This window comes from Candidatus Baltobacteraceae bacterium, assembly GCA_036488875.1.
GTDB lineage: Bacteria > Vulcanimicrobiota > Vulcanimicrobiia > Vulcanimicrobiales > Vulcanimicrobiaceae > JAFAHZ01.
Map to the genome: position 1 here is coordinate 97,089 of DASXGW010000004.1, position 14,545 is coordinate 111,633.

16 protein-coding genes are annotated in these 14,545 nt (G+C 64.1%); 3 read left to right on the forward strand and 13 right to left on the reverse strand.

The genetic code is table 11. From position 1 onward, the window contains the following. Positions 1 to 14: 14 nt before the first annotated feature. Positions 15 to 644, reverse strand: a complete 630-nt coding sequence (locus tag VGG89_06005) for a ubiquinol-cytochrome c reductase iron-sulfur subunit (protein ID HEY1976073.1) — start codon at positions 642 to 644, stop codon at positions 15 to 17. A gap of 110 nt (positions 645 to 754) precedes the next feature. Between VGG89_06005 and VGG89_06010 the strand changes: the two genes are divergently transcribed. Then, on the forward strand, positions 755 to 1,063 hold the full coding sequence (locus tag VGG89_06010; GenBank protein ID HEY1976074.1) for a hypothetical protein: 309 nt from the start codon (positions 755 to 757) through the stop codon (positions 1,061 to 1,063). A 1-nt stretch (position 1,064) separates the two neighbouring features. Here VGG89_06010 and ccsB read toward each other — a convergent pair whose 3' ends face one another. Genes ccsB through VGG89_06040 form a run of 6 tightly spaced genes read right to left on the reverse strand, consistent with a single transcriptional unit; the run spans position 1,065 to position 6,033 of the window. Continuing rightward, on the reverse strand, positions 1,065 to 1,961 hold the full coding sequence (gene ccsB / locus VGG89_06015; GenBank protein ID HEY1976075.1) for a c-type cytochrome biogenesis protein CcsB: 897 nt from the start codon (positions 1,959 to 1,961) through the stop codon (positions 1,065 to 1,067). Further along, entirely contained in the window at positions 1,958 to 3,304 is a 1,347-nt protein-coding gene (locus VGG89_06020) for a cytochrome c biogenesis protein ResB (protein HEY1976076.1), read from the reverse strand. The genes ccsB and VGG89_06020 overlap by 4 nt, the downstream gene beginning before the upstream one ends. Then, positions 3,289 to 3,993, reverse strand: a complete 705-nt coding sequence (tatC, locus tag VGG89_06025; protein HEY1976077.1) for a twin-arginine translocase subunit TatC — start codon at positions 3,991 to 3,993, stop codon at positions 3,289 to 3,291. Before tatC ends, VGG89_06020 begins: the two co-directional genes overlap by 16 nt. A gap of 44 nt (positions 3,994 to 4,037) precedes the next feature. After that, the gene (locus VGG89_06030) at positions 4,038 to 4,340 is read right to left on the reverse strand and encodes a twin-arginine translocase TatA/TatE family subunit (GenBank protein ID HEY1976078.1); all 303 of its coding nucleotides are present in this window, start codon (positions 4,338 to 4,340) and stop codon (positions 4,038 to 4,040) included. 23 nt (positions 4,341 to 4,363) lie between these two features. After that, positions 4,364 to 5,323 carry a polyprenyl synthetase family protein gene (locus tag VGG89_06035; GenBank protein ID HEY1976079.1) on the reverse strand — a complete coding sequence of 320 codons (960 nt, stop codon included), beginning with the start codon at positions 5,321 to 5,323 and terminating at the stop codon, positions 4,364 to 4,366. After that, on the reverse strand, positions 5,320 to 6,033 hold the full coding sequence (locus VGG89_06040; GenBank protein HEY1976080.1) for a ubiquinone/menaquinone biosynthesis methyltransferase: 714 nt from the start codon (positions 6,031 to 6,033) through the stop codon (positions 5,320 to 5,322). The genes VGG89_06035 and VGG89_06040 overlap by 4 nt, the downstream gene beginning before the upstream one ends. Positions 6,034 to 6,088: 55 nt before the next feature. On the opposite strand from VGG89_06040, the gene VGG89_06045 reads away from it, so the two are divergent. Next, positions 6,089 to 6,895, forward strand: a complete 807-nt coding sequence (locus VGG89_06045; GenBank protein ID HEY1976081.1) for a hypothetical protein — start codon at positions 6,089 to 6,091, stop codon at positions 6,893 to 6,895. Here the strand turns inward: VGG89_06045 and VGG89_06050 are convergent. From VGG89_06050 to rsmI, 6 genes are read right to left on the reverse strand one after another with little or no spacing between them, the layout of a single operon-like run. After that, complete coding sequence (locus VGG89_06050) at positions 6,881 to 8,119, reverse strand: PQQ-binding-like beta-propeller repeat protein (GenBank protein ID HEY1976082.1); 1,239 nt, start codon at positions 8,117 to 8,119, stop codon at positions 6,881 to 6,883. The two genes, VGG89_06045 and VGG89_06050, sit on opposite strands and share 15 nt — an antisense overlap. Before the next feature lie 3 nt (positions 8,120 to 8,122). Beyond that, on the reverse strand, positions 8,123 to 9,406 hold the full coding sequence (locus VGG89_06055; protein ID HEY1976083.1) for a PQQ-binding-like beta-propeller repeat protein: 1,284 nt from the start codon (positions 9,404 to 9,406) through the stop codon (positions 8,123 to 8,125). Then, positions 9,381 to 10,145, reverse strand: coding sequence for a TatD family hydrolase (locus VGG89_06060; protein ID HEY1976084.1), 765 nt, complete (start codon positions 10,143 to 10,145; stop codon positions 9,381 to 9,383). Before VGG89_06060 ends, VGG89_06055 begins: the two co-directional genes overlap by 26 nt. A gap of 12 nt (positions 10,146 to 10,157) precedes the next feature. After that, the gene (locus VGG89_06065) at positions 10,158 to 11,834 is read right to left on the reverse strand and encodes a GGDEF domain-containing protein (protein HEY1976085.1); all 1,677 of its coding nucleotides are present in this window, start codon (positions 11,832 to 11,834) and stop codon (positions 10,158 to 10,160) included. After that, positions 11,831 to 13,378: a methionine--tRNA ligase gene (metG, locus tag VGG89_06070; GenBank protein ID HEY1976086.1), complete on the reverse strand. Its 1,548-nt coding sequence runs from the start codon at positions 13,376 to 13,378 to the stop codon at positions 11,831 to 11,833. Before metG ends, VGG89_06065 begins: the two co-directional genes overlap by 4 nt. After that, positions 13,375 to 14,274, reverse strand: coding sequence for a 16S rRNA (cytidine(1402)-2'-O)-methyltransferase (gene rsmI, locus VGG89_06075; protein ID HEY1976087.1), 900 nt, complete (start codon positions 14,272 to 14,274; stop codon positions 13,375 to 13,377). The genes metG and rsmI overlap by 4 nt, the downstream gene beginning before the upstream one ends. Between rsmI and VGG89_06080 the strand changes: the two genes are divergently transcribed. Further along, entirely contained in the window at positions 14,273 to 14,533 is a 261-nt protein-coding gene (locus VGG89_06080) for a glutaredoxin (GenBank protein HEY1976088.1), read from the forward strand. The genes rsmI and VGG89_06080 overlap by 2 nt on opposite strands. Positions 14,534 to 14,545: the final 12 nt, after the last annotated feature.

Sequence of the window (14,545 nt, forward strand, 5' to 3'; positions counted from 1 at the left end):
GCGTTGCGAACTCCTTACGACTGATACGAGAGAATGACGCGATCGGGAACCGACGACTGATATCTGATCCACATCACGTCGGCGACTCCGCTCTGCTCGCGCAGCGGCAGCGGATCCATGCCGCGCGGCGCGGGACCGGCGAGGTGGGCGCCGTCAAGGTCGAACTGCGAACCGTGGCACGGGCACTGGAAGCGGTTGGCGTCGGCGCTCCAGATCGGCCGGCAGCCTAAGTGCGGGCAGATCGGGCTCATGATCACGAAGCCCATATTGACGACGTTGTACGTGCCGTCGAAGTACGGCAGCGTAGCGGAGAGGTCGGGACGAGCCGCTTTGAACTTCGATGGATCGACCTTGATGCCCCAAACGTAGTCCTCGAACGTTTGCTCGGGCAGATACGAGTCTTTGGTTTTCATCGAGAACTCGAGCTTGATGGGTTTGTCGGTCGCCTTCTGTAAGTCGGCGAACTCGGCGGCCGTGAGCGGCGACCACGTGCCCTTGGTGCCCTGTCCCGTCGGGATCAGGGAGCTGACGATCGGCACGGCCAGCACGAGGCCGATGACGCCGCCGATCGCGAGGGTTGCGTTCGCCATGAATTCCCGCCGCGAGACGTCCTCGGGAGTCTCGGGCATGTCGTAAGCCGTCAAACTATTATGTTTCGACAAGGTCGCTCTCTCCGAAAGGCGCGGGGGTCCGGGTGCGGTCCCATTTCACAAGCATAATAAGCCGGCCCTGTCGCCGGGGCGATAACAAAGGTATGGGTCAAGCAAGAATTCTGCTGGCCGCAGCCCTGCTGCTCGGCGGCTGCGGCCACGCGGCGCAGCAGACCGTCGCCAAGCCGGCCGCGACGGTCGATCCCGAGATCCGGTCCCTGCGGGCGCAGTTAGCGCAGGCGCGGACCGAGCGTGACGCCGCGCTTGCGCGCTTGCACGCTCTGGAACATCGCAAACCCGCAGTGGTTCGCGTCGTCGTTACGCAACCCGCTCCCGCCGCGGCGCACCCGAGCCACTCGGGTCAACCCGCGACGCAAGTCTTCTCGAACGTGACGACGGCGGCGCCGCCGTAATTTACATTTTGTAGCTGTGCAGCCCCGAGATCCAGATGTTTACGCCGAAGTAGCAGAACAGGATCGAGAGAAAGCCCAGCACGCTGACCCAGTTGGTGCGTAAACCGCGCCACGCGTGTCGCGTGTGCAGATGCATGTACGCAAGGTACACGATCCACGAGAACAGGGCGGCGGTCTCCTTGGGATCCCACTGCCAATACGCGCCCCACGACTCTTTCGCCCACATCGCACCGGTGATAATGCCGATCGAGATCAACGGCAAGCCGATTGCGACCGCCCGATAGACGATGGTATCGAGCTGCGCTAGCGTGGGTAGTGAATCGAGCCACTGCGCGAACGGATTACCCCCGCCGGCCGCCGCTACGGTGGCCCCGCCTTCGGTCGCGTATGCCTCGTGCGAACTTGCGAAAGCGCGCTCAACGTAGTATTTCAGCAGATAGACGCACGAAAAGACGAACGAAACCATGAACGCCGCGTACGACGACACGACGAGCGGTACGTGAATCTTCGCCCAGTACGATTGCAGTGAAGGAACCGCGGGCATCGTGCCTTCGTTCCACGTTATGCCGTAGGCGAGAAAGATCGCCGCCAGTCCCACGACGAACCCACCTGCCCACCACGCTTTGTAGCGAAATGCGAAGCCGACGAAGATCGCGACCGCCATCGCCGCGAAAAGCGAGAGCGATCCGTACAGGTTGAGCAGCGGCCAGACGCCGGTCAGCTCGAAACGAGCGACGAGCTGCGCGAACTGCGCGGCACAGCCCAGGATCGCCAAAGGCGCGCCGAAGAGCCGCAGCCATTCCTCGCGGGTGAAGAAATACGCAAGCAGCGCCAGCGCCGCGAGCACGTAGCTCCCAAGCGCGGTGACCATCAGGACTTCGTCGAGCGGCATCTTCATGTCGTGGCCTCCCGCAAGCCTACCACTAGGCGCATAAACTCGTTCTCGAAAACGTCGTAACCCTTGACCGTCGTAGCCGCGACGCCGACGGTGCTCTTGCCTGGGCTTTCTTCGTCGACCCGTACGTACAAGCGCGCCGGCAGGAAGTAAAACGAGATAATGAGGCCGCTGAGAAGCACGAACGCGCCGATGCCGACCAGCGGTATGCCCGGATCGTAGCGGTACTGAAAGCCTGAAAAAAGGACGTAGCGGTCGGGAAGCAGCCGCCAGCCGTCGCCGAGGTCGACCCAACTGCGCAGCGGCAGCAGCGCTTCGCCTAATGAGTTCCCGCTTTGCTCGACGCCCATAGCGACGCCAGGCGCGTTGACGCGGGGATCGGCCGACGGCATTCCCGATTGCTTGTCGACCGTGGGAACGAACTTCTCGTACACGACGCTGCGCTGCGTACCGGGAATTTGGAACGAGTCGCCTTCGAACAGCGCGTGTCCGGGAACGCTCGGCACGGGTTTGCCGCGGTGCGTTACGAGGAAGTGCATCGCGAACCCGTAGCTCGATTGATAGTAGAGCGTGCCGTCGATATCGATCGGGTGGTTGACACGCACCACATAATGCTTCGGCGTCGCGTCCTTGCCCGTGACGGTAACACGCGAGACGTAATCGATCGGCTGATAGACCATGCCGCTCTTGGTCATGATCGGTTGGACCTTATACGCGAAATCGTCGAGCCGTATCAATGCGTGCGTCTCGGGAATCTCCACCGTTTGGCCTGTGAGCACGGCGCTTTCGCCCGAGAATCCGCGCGCCCAATACAAGGTCGTGCCGGCCGCGATGATGACGAATCCCAAGTGCGCGACGAGCACGCCGCGGCGCGCCCAGTTGTGTTTGTCGGCAAAAGTCCATTCGATGCCGCCGAACGCGCGGTCGCGGATTTGCCAGCCCCGCCGCGCGAACGAGTCGGCGATTTTCCGGCGAACCGTTCCGGCATCGCCTTCGACCTCGAACTGAGCGTGCAGCGGAATCTTGTCGACCTTCACCGGGTGCAGCGGCGGCAGCCGTGCCGGAATCACGCGCTTGAACGTGCACACCGTCAGCGACAAGAGAATCAAGCCGACGATCGCGATGTACCACGGCGAGTGGTAGATATTGTCGAACTGCAGCCGCAGGATCGCGCGGGCGATCGGTGCGGCGTAGGCGGCCAAATACGCCGACGAGTCTTTGCCTTGATCGACGACGACGCCGATAAGCGTAAGAATGCCCCACACCACGAACAGCGATACCGCGAAAAGCACGTTCCCGAACGTGCGCACGAAGTCGTCGTAGAGCGTCGCTACGCGCGCTGCCACGATTTCTCCAATAAGACGATCAACCAGATGGACACTTCGTAGAGCACGTACATGGGCACGGCCAGGAGTGCCATCGTCAGCGGATTGCCGTCGGGCGCGGCGATGCCGCCGGCAATGAAGAAGCCGAAGATGGCGTGTCGCCGATAGTGCATGAGCGATCGCGCGTTGACGATGCCGATGCGCGCCAGTCCGACCAGAACGATCGGCGTTTGAAAGATGATCGCGAAGAGTGCGAAGAGGATGAGCACGAAGCTCAACGTCGACGCGATGCCGAACGTCGGCTCGGCGACCGCCTTAGTGATATTGATGAGCGCGGCGACGACCCTTGGGATCACGACGAAGTGCGCGAAGGCCAGGCCGACGAATGCGAGCAGCAGCGACGGCAGGATGAACGCGTACACCATGCGCCGCGTTTTCGGGTGAATCGCCGGCACGACGAATAGCCACAGCTGCTGCAGCAGGATCGGCAGTCCGAGCACGATGCCGCCGACGATTGAGAACTTGAACTCGGTGAAGATGACGTCGGCCGGTCCGAACGCGTGCAGCGGGATGCCGTGGAAGTACTCGTCCATCATCCAGCGGATCGCAAACTGCGACGGCCAGAAGAGCAGCACCGCGATCGCGCCTACCGTCGCGATGGCAATCAAGAGACGCGTACGGAGCTCCCTCAGGTGCTCCGTAAACGGCATCTCCTTTTGGTCCCACGTTTCGTCGTGGACCCGTTCTTGCAGGTCTATGCGCTGGGGGTCCCTTTGTCGGGCGTCGGCGGCGGTACCGAATCGCCGGTCATCTCGCCGGCCTCGACGTTGTTCATGATATCGGCGTGCTTGCGCTCCTCACGCAAGCGCGCCTCTTCGCGCGCTTTGGCGGTTGCGGCATCGGCCTCGATTTGGCCCATCATGAACTCTTTTTTTGCCTGCCCCGCACTGCGGGCGAGCTTAGGCAGCTTCTCGGCGCCAAAGAGCAGCGCTCCCACGACGAGGATGCCGATGATGATCGGCGCGTCGATGAACGCGAGAAGGGGGTGTATGAACATTGAGGTTCTCCTGTGTTCTCGATCTAGTCGGCGAGCAAGGCGTCGGCGAGGTCAAGCAGTTCGTTCTTCGCCGTACCTGCGGGAAGAGGCTCTAACGCTTGCTTCGCCCGGTGTACGAACGCGGCAATCTGCGTGCGCGTGCCGCGCAATCCGCCGTGACGGTCGATGCCGGCGACAATGGCCGAGATCGCGTCGTTGGCGGTTCCGTCATAAAAACGACGTACCTCGGTCTGAAAGTTGCCGTCGCCGTCCGCCAGCGCCTCGATGAGGGGGATGGTGACCTTCCGCTCGGTGAGATCGTTGCCGACCGGCTTCCCGAGCGAGCGTTCGTCGGCCGTCATGTCGAGCAGATCGTCTTTCATTTGGAATGCGACGCCGAAGTGCTCGCCGTACTGTCGCAGCGCCGCGACGTTGGCGGCCGAGGCGCCGCCGACGATCGCCCCGCACTCGGCCGAAGCCGCGAAGAGCGACGCGGTTTTCTTCTGCGCGATTTCGACGTACGCGTCGTGACTCAAATCCAGCCGGCCCATCGCGCGCAGCTGCAGCACCTCGCCGTCGCAGATGTCGGCCAGCGTCGCCGAGAGGATGTGGGGAATTGGCGGCTGGTACGTTGCCGTGACGTTCTTGAAGATCCAGGCGAAGAGATAATCGCCGGCGAGCACGCTGACGCGATTGCCGTAGTCGACGGCGGTGGCGTTGACGCCGCGCCGCGTTTGCGCGTTGTCCACGACGTCGTCGTGAATCAAGGTCGCGACGTGAATGAGCTCCATGTACGCGGCCAGGTGCAAGTGGTCGACGGCATTGCCGCCGCAGGCCGCCGACGCGAGCAGCGTGATGCGCGGCCGCAACCGCTTTCCGCCCGCGGCCAGCATGCGCTTCACCGCTTCGGTAATGATCGGGTTGTCGGTGGAAAACGTCGAGCGGAAGAACGTTTCGACGAGGTCGTGAAGATCGCGCTCGGTTTCGAGGCGTTTGGCGATCACGGCTTCGTCCCGTAATGAATGGCGATCGAGCCGCCCATCAGCGGAAGGTATCCCGATTCGGCAAAGCCGGCGCGCTCGAATCGCCCGCGCAGCTCGACGGCGTTGGGATGATGCGTGAGCGAGTTCGGCAAGTACGAGTACGCTTCGCGCGAGCCGCCGACGATGCCGCCCACGAGCGGAACGACGCCGTAGAAATACGCGTCGAAGAAACGCTTCCACACGCGGTTGGGCGCTTTGCTGACGTCGAGGTTGACCAAGCGCGCGCCGGGTCGAATCACGCGCAGCGCTTCTTTGAGAACGGCATCGACGTCGACGACGTTGCGCAGCGAGAATCCCATCGTCGCACCGTCGAATGCGTTGTCGTCGAACGGCAACGCCATGACGTCGGCTTCGAGGAATGCGGACTTTCCACGCTGCGGCGCACGGGCTCGCTCGCGTGCGCGCGCCAGCATCGGCTCGCAAAAGTCGACGCCCGTGACGTCGAGTGTCGGATCGACCCGTAGTAGATGAAAGACCAAATCTCCCGTGCCGCAGCAGAGATCGACGACGCGCCCGGCCGCCGGAGGAGCTAGGAGCGCGATGGCTCTCTTGCGCCAGCGCTCGTCGAAGCCCGCGGTCAGAACGCGGTTGGCCAAATCGTAGCGGGGCGCGATTCGTCCGAACATATCGCGGACGAACGCTCCCTTTCCGCCGGCCGGCATGGTGGTCATGACGTCGACCCTTCGACCCTTGCTAGGGGCGTTCTTTGTCGGGATTGCAGTTGCGATGCTACGACTCAGCTCCACCTCGGCTCTGATCGCGGCGATCGGGCATGCCGGTAACGTCGCAGTCACCGCCTACACCATCCACGGCGGCGTCTTGGGCGCACTTAAGCGTGCGGCCGAACGCGGCGCTCGCGTCGAGGTGCGTCTCGACGGAAAGCCTTTCGCGGACAAAAAGGGTCACCTTGCAAGCGAAAACCGCCGATTAGTGGCCGCGATGCGTGCGGCCGGAATCGACGCGAAACTCGATCACCCTCTGCATTCCAAAGCCATAAACGTCGACGGATCGCTCTTTCTCGACGAAAAAAACTTCGACGGCGACGGCGATATCGTCGTGCGCGAAGACGATTCCGAGGCTGCCAAATCGATCGCGTCGACCAAAACGGATGCGCTCGCGAGAGAGGGTGCACTGTTAGGCAACGCCGGCGACGATGCCATCGCCGAGACCGAAACGTTCGGGCGATTCAATCCCGTGTCGGCCGCGCTCGATCGCTTGGGGCGGCAGGGAAAGGCGCCGCGGCTTCTCGTTAGTGCGAAGATTCTTTCGAGCACGCCGCGCGAGCGCGCGGCGTTGCAAAAGCTCGTCGACGACGGCGTTCGCGTTCGCGTCTGCGACGACTCGGCGAAACTCGCCGTCGCCGGCAACCGGGTATGGCTTGGGAGCGCTAACGCAACCGTCGCTTACCGGGGATTCGACATGCCGGATTGGGGCACGTGTACGTCCGACGCGGAAATCGTCGAGGCAGTGCGCGATCGGCTCGAAGCGTGCTGGGCGCACGCGCGGGAGCTGCGGCCGTTACCGGTCGCGTGACGCTTGAATAACGTCGAGCGGGATCGCGATGACGTCGCCGGTATTACTTCCGATCACGAGCGTCCGCCCGTCGATCGCGGGCGAGCCGACGTTGAACGACGTGTGCATATTCTTCGACCCGATTGACGTGCCGGTTTTTGCGTCGACCGCCCACAGGTATCCGGCGTAGTCGCCGAAGTAGACGACGTCGTCCTTGGCAACGAGGCCACCTTTGACTGGGCCGTGAACGCGCAGGCGCCAGCGCACTTTTCCGTCTTGCGTCGCAAGCGCGTGCACGTATGGCGCGACGGAGCTTCCGAGATAAACGGAGTCGTCCACGACGAGCGGAATGCCGGCAAGATTTTGCTTCGGCACGCGACCGGATTCGAGCGTAACGTTCCACACGAACTTTCCGGTGCGCGAATCGACGGCCCACGCGTGCTCCTGCGCGAGCCGGCCGGTTGCGTATTCGGGCGCGCCCGTTGCCGGCGCGGGATAGTCGCAAAAAATGAAGCGCCCGTCGGTGGCCGGCGGACAGTCGAGGATGCCCCACGCGCGTTTGGGAAAGATCGCCACCCAAACGAACGCGCCCGTTCCCGCAATGCGAGCCTGAAGCGCGTTGAGATCTTGGCCGGCGGTTACGAACGTATCGCCTCCTAACGGGAGAATCGCGGTCATCGCCGCGGCGCTGTCCATATCGACCGTATATCGCGCGGCGCCGCTTTCCGGCTCGAAGGCGCGCAGCTCGCGGCCGCCGTTGTGCTGCACCAGCAGACCGTTGACGATCGCCGGCGTCGGCATTCCGCTACCCCGCAGCGGTGCGCTCCACCTCAGTGCGCCGGTTCGTGCGTCGACTGCAAAGAGCGTGCTCTCACCCGATCCAACGGCGAAGCGGTGCGTCCGATATTTGCTATTGCCTTCGCCCGCGATCGCCAGACCGCGGTAGATCAGCGGGTTGGACATCAGCGGATTTCCGGTACGATACCGCCACAGAATCGATCCGTTGCGCACGTCGATGGCGTACAGGGTTCCGTCATTATTGCCGAGGTACAGCGTCGATCCGACGATCGTCGGACTCGCCGAGTAGGCACCTTTGGTCGGCAAGCGCCACGAAACGCGCAGATCTCCCGGCACGACCGCGTTGTGTTGGGGATTGAGGCGGAACTGCGTCCATTGCGGCTGTCCGGCGCACCCGCAGAATACCGCCGCCGCGCACGCGGCAAACGCGAATCGGAGCATACGCATCGCTCAAATACCGTCGTGCGAAGAGCGAACGTCATCGAGCGGCATCGCGATGACCGCTCCCGTGTTGCTTCCCACGATCAGCGAGTTTCCTACGATTACCGGCGAGCCCACGTTGAACTGCGTGTGCGCGTTTTTCGTGCCGATCACCTTTCCGGTGCGCGCGTCGACCGCCCACAGATAGCCGCCGAAATCGCCGAAATAGAGCACGCCGTCTTTACGCGCGATGCCGCTCTTGACCGGTCCGTGCACGCGAACGCGCCACCGGACGCGTCCGTCGCTGGTTCGAATCGCGTGAACGAACGGCGAGTTCGCGGCGCCGACGTACAGCGTGTCGCCGGCAATCAACGGGATCGCGGCGCGGTTCCATACGGGCACGGGACCCGACTCCAACGGCGTGTCCCACGCGATGCGGCCGTCGCCGGTGGAGAGCGCGACGGCGTGCTCGACGGCGTTGCGTCCCGCGTGATAGACGTTCGACGTTCCGGGTGCGGGCGCGACGTAATCGCAGAAGAGCGCGCGGCCGTCGGTTGCAAACGGGCAATCGGCAAGCCCCCAGTCCTCCTTGCGCAACGATCGCGTCCAGATCAGCGCGCCGTTACGCGCGGCGCGCTCCTCGACGCGGTTTTCGAACGCGCCCGACGTCGCGAACCGGTCGTCGCCGACCGGCAGAATCGCGCTCATGTTCGCACCGCTGCGCAGATCGAGCGTGTAGCGTACCGAACCGTCGGCGGGATCGGCAAGCGTGAGCAGTCCCGCGCCGTTGTGTTGAATCAGCGTACCGGCCACGATCGCGCCGGTCGGCATGGCGGTACCCGCAAGATTCAGACGCCATCGCAAGCGTCCGGATGCGGCGTCGAGCGCGAGCAGCGCGTTCTCTTTGGTTCCAACGACGATCTCGTGGAAGCGGTCGCCCCAGACCCATTGCTGATTCCCCTCGCCGGCGATGACGAGCCCGTTCCAGACGAGCGGGTTCGACATGAGCGCGGTCGCAGCGTGATATCGCCAGCGCACGGCGCCGGTGCGCAGATCGAGCGCATAGAGCGTGCCGCCGTTGTTTCCGATATACACGGTGTTCGCGACGACGGCCGGACTCGACGAGTATCCGCCGTCGGTCTGCACGCGCCACGCGACGCGGAGACTTCCGGGCAGGGTTGCGTCGTGTTGCGGGTTGAGACGAAACTGCGTCCAGTCGCCGGACTGCGGCGTCCGGTGCGGCGCGGCCGGAGCCGAACTGCACGCCGCGAGCGCGAACAGCGCCGCGCTAAATACCGAACAGCGAAGACGCATTGCGATCCGAGGCCGCAACCACCTCGGCGAGACCGATTCCCAAGACGCCCGCAACTTTCGCCGCAGTGTACGGAAGAAACGCCGGTTCGTTGCGTTGCCCGCGCTTGGGAACCGGTGCGAGATACGGACAATCCGTCTCCAGAACGATCCACTCCATACCGGCGGCGCGTACGGCGTCGCGAAGCGCGTCGGCTTTGGCAAACGTGACGACGCCGCCGATGCCGAGTTTCAGTCCGAACTCGTCGACGAACGTACGCGCTTGCGGCGCATCCCCGGTGAAGCAGTGTACGACGCCGCGCATCGTCTTGGGCTCGAACTCGTCGCGCAATACGGCAACGAAATCGTCGAATGCGTCGCGGTGGTGAAAGATCAACGGCAGCTTGCGTTCGCGGGCGAGACGGATCTGATCGCGCAGCACGCGCGCCTGAGCCTCGCGAGGACTGTGATCGTAGTAGTAGTCGAGCCCGGTTTCTCCGATCGCGACGACGGTCCGGTCTTCCAGAAGCGGCGCGAACGCCTCCGCGATATCGTCGGGAGCGTCCTTGGCCTCGTGCGGATGGATTCCGGCCGACGCGGCCAACGAAAATCGGCGCGCCACGTCGATCGCGCGCTTACTGTCAGCGAGATCGCACCCGACCGTCAGCATTGCCGAGAGCCCGGCGTCGCGCGCGCGTGCGACGGCTTGTTCGCGGTCGCCGTCGTACTGCTGGTCGTGCAGATGACAGTGCGTGTCGATCATCGGCGCGCGAGGCTACGCCGTTTCGGCGACGGCTTCGATGATGCGATTGCGGCCCGATCGTTTGGCTTCGTACAGGGCGCCGTCGGCGCGCGCAACGAGCGTCTCGGCGGTGTCGCCCACGCTCGCAGCGGCGGCGCCGAGACTCGCGGTCACCGGATCGCCGCTGGCGTGTCGCAGTCCGCTCAGTGAGATCGAGAGGCGCAGACGTTCGCCGACCATCATCGCCGAGTCCGGCGTTGCGCCGGGCATCACGATGAGGAACTCTTCGCCGCCGATGCGTCCGACCGAATCGCCGGCGCGCACCGATTCGATCGCGATCTCCGAGATGCGCCGCAGGCACGCGTCGCCGGTCGCGTGGCCCAGGTCGTCGTTGATTTTCTTGAAGTGATCGATGTCGAGCAGCAGCACGGCGCCGCCGCGCATCACGTCGTCGAGCATCACCCGCAGGCGGTCGAGGATCGCCGCGCGGTTCTTCAAGCCGGTGAGCGCGTCGGTCGTCGCGGCGCTCTGCTGGGCCGCGATCGAGCGAATGTCGCGCAGCAGCGGGGCGATCTCGCGCGCCGCGGTAAGATACTGCTTCTGGCTATTCTCGGGAATCGGTGCGCCGCGCCGGCGCACGAGCAGCGCGCCCAGTAAATCGTCGTCGTCGCTCAGACGAATCGCAAACGCGTGCATCGTCGCGTACTCACCCTGCAGCACGACCATCGGCATTCCCGCAAATTTCAAGCGCGACAGAATGCGGCGGCGCAGCTCGATATCGGCGCTCGTCGGCTGCTGCCCCAGCGACGCCACGACCTTCCAGTCGTCGACCGCCGGACTGTTGGCGGTGATGATGGAGATCGTTTCGTCGATGAGCGTCCCGTGAATCGACGATAGAATTGCGTTGATTTGCGGAAGCGGGTCGCGCGCGCCCAGCATCGCTTGCACGGCGTCGCGTACCAGTCGCAAACGGTGGAGCTCGATGGCCTGTTCGTCAATGCGGCGCAGGAGCAGCGAATACGCGGCAACCGGCAGCCACAAGCTGATCATGGCCGTCGGATAGCCTTGGGTCACGAGCCGAACGATCACGTAACTCCAAAAGACCGTGACGAGAATGCCCGACCACAACCGCCGATCGCGACCGAGCCGGCGCCAAATCGTCGCCATCGATAGACTCGTATGAATCGCTACGAACGGAACCGAACAGACGAAGACGACGCAGAGCGCCGCGGCAACGCCGATGACCATGTACCAGACGGCGCCGCTCAACGTCGGTGCGAGCGCGACCTCGATGAGTTTGGGGCGCAGCGGTGCGAGTAAGAACACCAAGATCGCGCGCACCGCACCTTGCCGCAGCAAATCCAGGCGGCCGGGACCTGGCCGCACGCCCGCGGCGAGCATGAAGCCGCCCAGCGCCGCAATGGCGGCGGTTTCCGGATTGACCAGCGCGAAGATCGGAATCTCGATCGGGGCATCGTAAAAGAGCGCTTCGGCCGTGAAGTCGCCGCGGCGAATGCGCAGTCCGCGAACCGGGAGACCGTTGATCGCGACGATGGTCACGACGATCGCACCGACGACGGCGATGACCGTCTCTTGCAAGGTAAGCCGGATGTGCCAAATCAACGGCGTCGCGACCGTAACCGCGACCGCGACCGCGAGCGTGAGGACGCTCGCGGCGGCGTGAAGTTGGTCTCGGCGTTCTTGGCTCATGCCGAGACGAGCTCCACGCGCGGAAAGAGCGGATCGCCGGGCGTAACCGTCGTTCCCGGCGGCAGAAACTGCGGATCGCCCCACCGTGCCAGCGCGACGCTCCAATCCGCGTCGAGGGCGCCCGGAACGCCGAGTTGGCGCCACAGTTCGGCGGTGCGTTCCGGCATGAACGGATGCAGCAGCATGCCAAGCCAACGCAGCCCTTCCAACAAATGGAAGAGCAGCCCGTTGACCTTAGCGACGTCGTCGTCCGAAGCCGTTTTCATCAGATTCCACGGTTTGGTCGTTTCGATACTCCGGTTGAGTTCGGTGACCAGCTCCCAAATCGCTTCGAGCGCTTCGCGAAATTGAAGGTTGAGAATCAGGGCGCGCGCGCGGATCGCCAGGTCGTTCTCCGGGGACGCGAACTTCACTAGGCCCGACGGCACGGGGCCGCCGGCCGGAATCGTGCCGCCGTGATACTTTTGCACCATCGTTACGGTGCGCTTGAGCAGATTTCCCAGATCGTTGCCGAGGTCGGCGTTGTGGCGTTGGGCGATCTTCTCCTCCGAATACGAAAAGTCGCTGCCGAAGGGTGCCTCGCGCAGCAGAAAATACCGCAGCGAGTCGGGGCCGAACCGCTCGGCCAGCGCGAACGGATCGACGGCGTTGCCCAAACTCTTGCCGATCTTCTGTCCTTCGACCGTGATCCAGCCGTGCGCGAAGACCGACTCCGGAGCGGCTTGGCCGATCGACCACAGCAGCGCGGGCCAGATGATCGTGTGAAAGCGCGCGATCTCTTTGCCGATGAGCTGCACGGTGGCGGGCCAAAACGTTTTGAATCGCTCGCCGTCGGGCCAACCCGGCGCGGTGATGTAGTTGAGCAGCGCGTCGAACCACACGTAGATGACGCCGCCGCCGCCCGGTATCGGAATGCCCCAGTCGAAGTTGGTGCGCGAAATCGAGAGATCTTCCAAACCCTCTTCGAGGATCGACATCATCTCGTTGTAAACGCTGCGCGGGCGTACCCATTCGGGATGCGCGCGAAAATGCTCGAGCAGCCGCGCATTGTATTTCGAGAGCCGGAAGAACCAGTCGTCTTCGGAGATCCACTGCACCTCGCGGCCGCACGTCGGACACTTTCCGTCGACCAGCTTCGACTCGAGCCAGAACGTCTCGTCGTAGATGCAGTACCAGCCTTCGTACGTTCCGAGATACACGTCGCCGTTCTCGCGCATCTTTTCGAAGATGGCTCGTACGGCGCTCTCGTGCCGCGGCTGCGTGGTGCGAATGAAGTCGTCGTACTCGACGTGGTACGCTGCGAACAGTTCTTTCCAGCGCGGCAGCAGTTCGTCGGTCCAGTCTTGCGGCGATTTGCCGTGCGCGGCGGCCGCGTTGGCGACTTTTTGTCCGTGCTCGTCGGTGCCCGTCAGAAAAAACGCCGGACCGGAGGTCCGCGCGGTGCGCGCCAATACGTCGGCGACGACCGTCGTATAGGCGTGACCGATATGCGGATTTCCGCTGATGTAATAAATCGGCGTTGTTACGTAAAACGGGCGCATCATCTATTGGCCCGCTCTTCGAGGACCCGTTTTCGCGCCCCCGCGCGAGCGTAGAGTTCGTTGCGCTCGCCGCGGCCTTGCTTGGCTAGCTCCTTGGCGACGTCGCTTATGCGGCGACCGGCAATTACGAGCGCGTCGAGCTCGCCGTCGGTTACACCGGAAGGCGCCGCCTCGACGTGTGCCGGCGCGATCGCAAACGCGATCTCACCCCGAACCGGGTCGGCGAGCGCCGCGGCGACGGCGGCGGGCGTTCCCGCAACCTGCTGTTCGTGCAGCTTCGTATACTCCCGCACCAAAAAGACGCCCGCGCCGGGGGCCACCGCGGCCAGGTCGTCGAGCGTCGACCGGATTCGCCGGGGCGACTCGTACCACAGGGTCGTCGTCCGGCCGCTCAGGGCTGCCTGGAACTGGCGCCGCCGGGCGCCGCTGCTGCGCTCGGGGAAGCCTTCGAAAGCCCAGCGATCGAGGGGGAATCCCGAAAGGACCGCGACCCCGAAGGCGGCGGACGGCCCGGGCAGCACCTCGAGGGCGACCCCGGCGTCGCGCGCCGCGGCCACGAGCTCGGTGCCCGGATCCGAGATGCCCGGCATACCGGCATCGGTGGTGACGGCCACGAGCTGCGTGCGCGCCCGCTCCAGAATGCCGCCGGTGACGGTTGCGGCGTTCTGCTCGCGATAGCTCCAAATTTCGGGCGCGTCGATACCGAGCGCGTGCAGCAGTTTGCGTGCAACGCGGGTGTCTTCGGCAACGATGAGGGTCGCCTCGCGCAGCGTGTCGAGAGCTCGCAGCGTGATGTCGCGCAAGTTGCCCAGCGGCGTCGGTACGAAAACCAGCGGCATATCGACAACCTTCGCGGTCCAGGTGGGACTCCCGCGAAAACCGAAGCACGCAGCCGTCATGGCCGCCAAAATTGACGTCGAGCGCGTGCCGGCCGGTTCCAAGGTCGAGCTTTTTATCTCGCCCACCTGTCCGTATTGCTCGCAGGCGATGGCCTATTATGATAAGGCCGGCGTTGCGTACCTGACGTACGACGCGCAAAACGACCGCGCGTTGCGCAAACGCATGTTTTCGTATACCAGCGACGATCCGACCGTTCCCGCCATAGTAATCGACGGCGAATACGTTCAATCCGGCTGGGGCCGGCCGCCTCGTGGTTGAACGGTGCATTAA

Coding starts and splice junctions, on each gene's coding strand:
- VGG89_06045 (HEY1976081.1), top strand. CDS start 6,089: ATGCTACGACTCAGCTCCACCTCGGCTCTGATCGCGGCGATCGGGCAT.
- tatC (HEY1976077.1), bottom strand. CDS start 3,993: ATGCCGTTTACGGAGCACCTGAGGGAGCTCCGTACGCGTCTCTTGATT.
- VGG89_06030 (HEY1976078.1), bottom strand. CDS start 4,340: ATGTTCATACACCCCCTTCTCGCGTTCATCGACGCGCCGATCATCATC.
- VGG89_06010 (HEY1976074.1), top strand. CDS start 755: ATGGGTCAAGCAAGAATTCTGCTGGCCGCAGCCCTGCTGCTCGGCGGC.
- VGG89_06060 (HEY1976084.1), bottom strand. CDS start 10,145: ATGATCGACACGCACTGTCATCTGCACGACCAGCAGTACGACGGCGAC.
- VGG89_06040 (HEY1976080.1), bottom strand. CDS start 6,033: ATGACCACCATGCCGGCCGGCGGAAAGGGAGCGTTCGTCCGCGATATG.
- metG (HEY1976086.1), bottom strand. CDS start 13,378: ATGATGCGCCCGTTTTACGTAACAACGCCGATTTATTACATCAGCGGA.
- rsmI (HEY1976087.1), bottom strand. CDS start 14,274: ATGACGGCTGCGTGCTTCGGTTTTCGCGGGAGTCCCACCTGGACCGCG.
- ccsB (HEY1976075.1), bottom strand. CDS start 1,961: ATGAAGATGCCGCTCGACGAAGTCCTGATGGTCACCGCGCTTGGGAGC.
- VGG89_06080 (HEY1976088.1), top strand. CDS start 14,273: ATGGCCGCCAAAATTGACGTCGAGCGCGTGCCGGCCGGTTCCAAGGTC.
- VGG89_06065 (HEY1976085.1), bottom strand. CDS start 11,834: ATGAGCCAAGAACGCCGAGACCAACTTCACGCCGCCGCGAGCGTCCTC.
- VGG89_06055 (HEY1976083.1), bottom strand. CDS start 9,406: ATGCGTCTTCGCTGTTCGGTATTTAGCGCGGCGCTGTTCGCGCTCGCG.
- VGG89_06050 (HEY1976082.1), bottom strand. CDS start 8,119: ATGCGTATGCTCCGATTCGCGTTTGCCGCGTGCGCGGCGGCGGTATTC.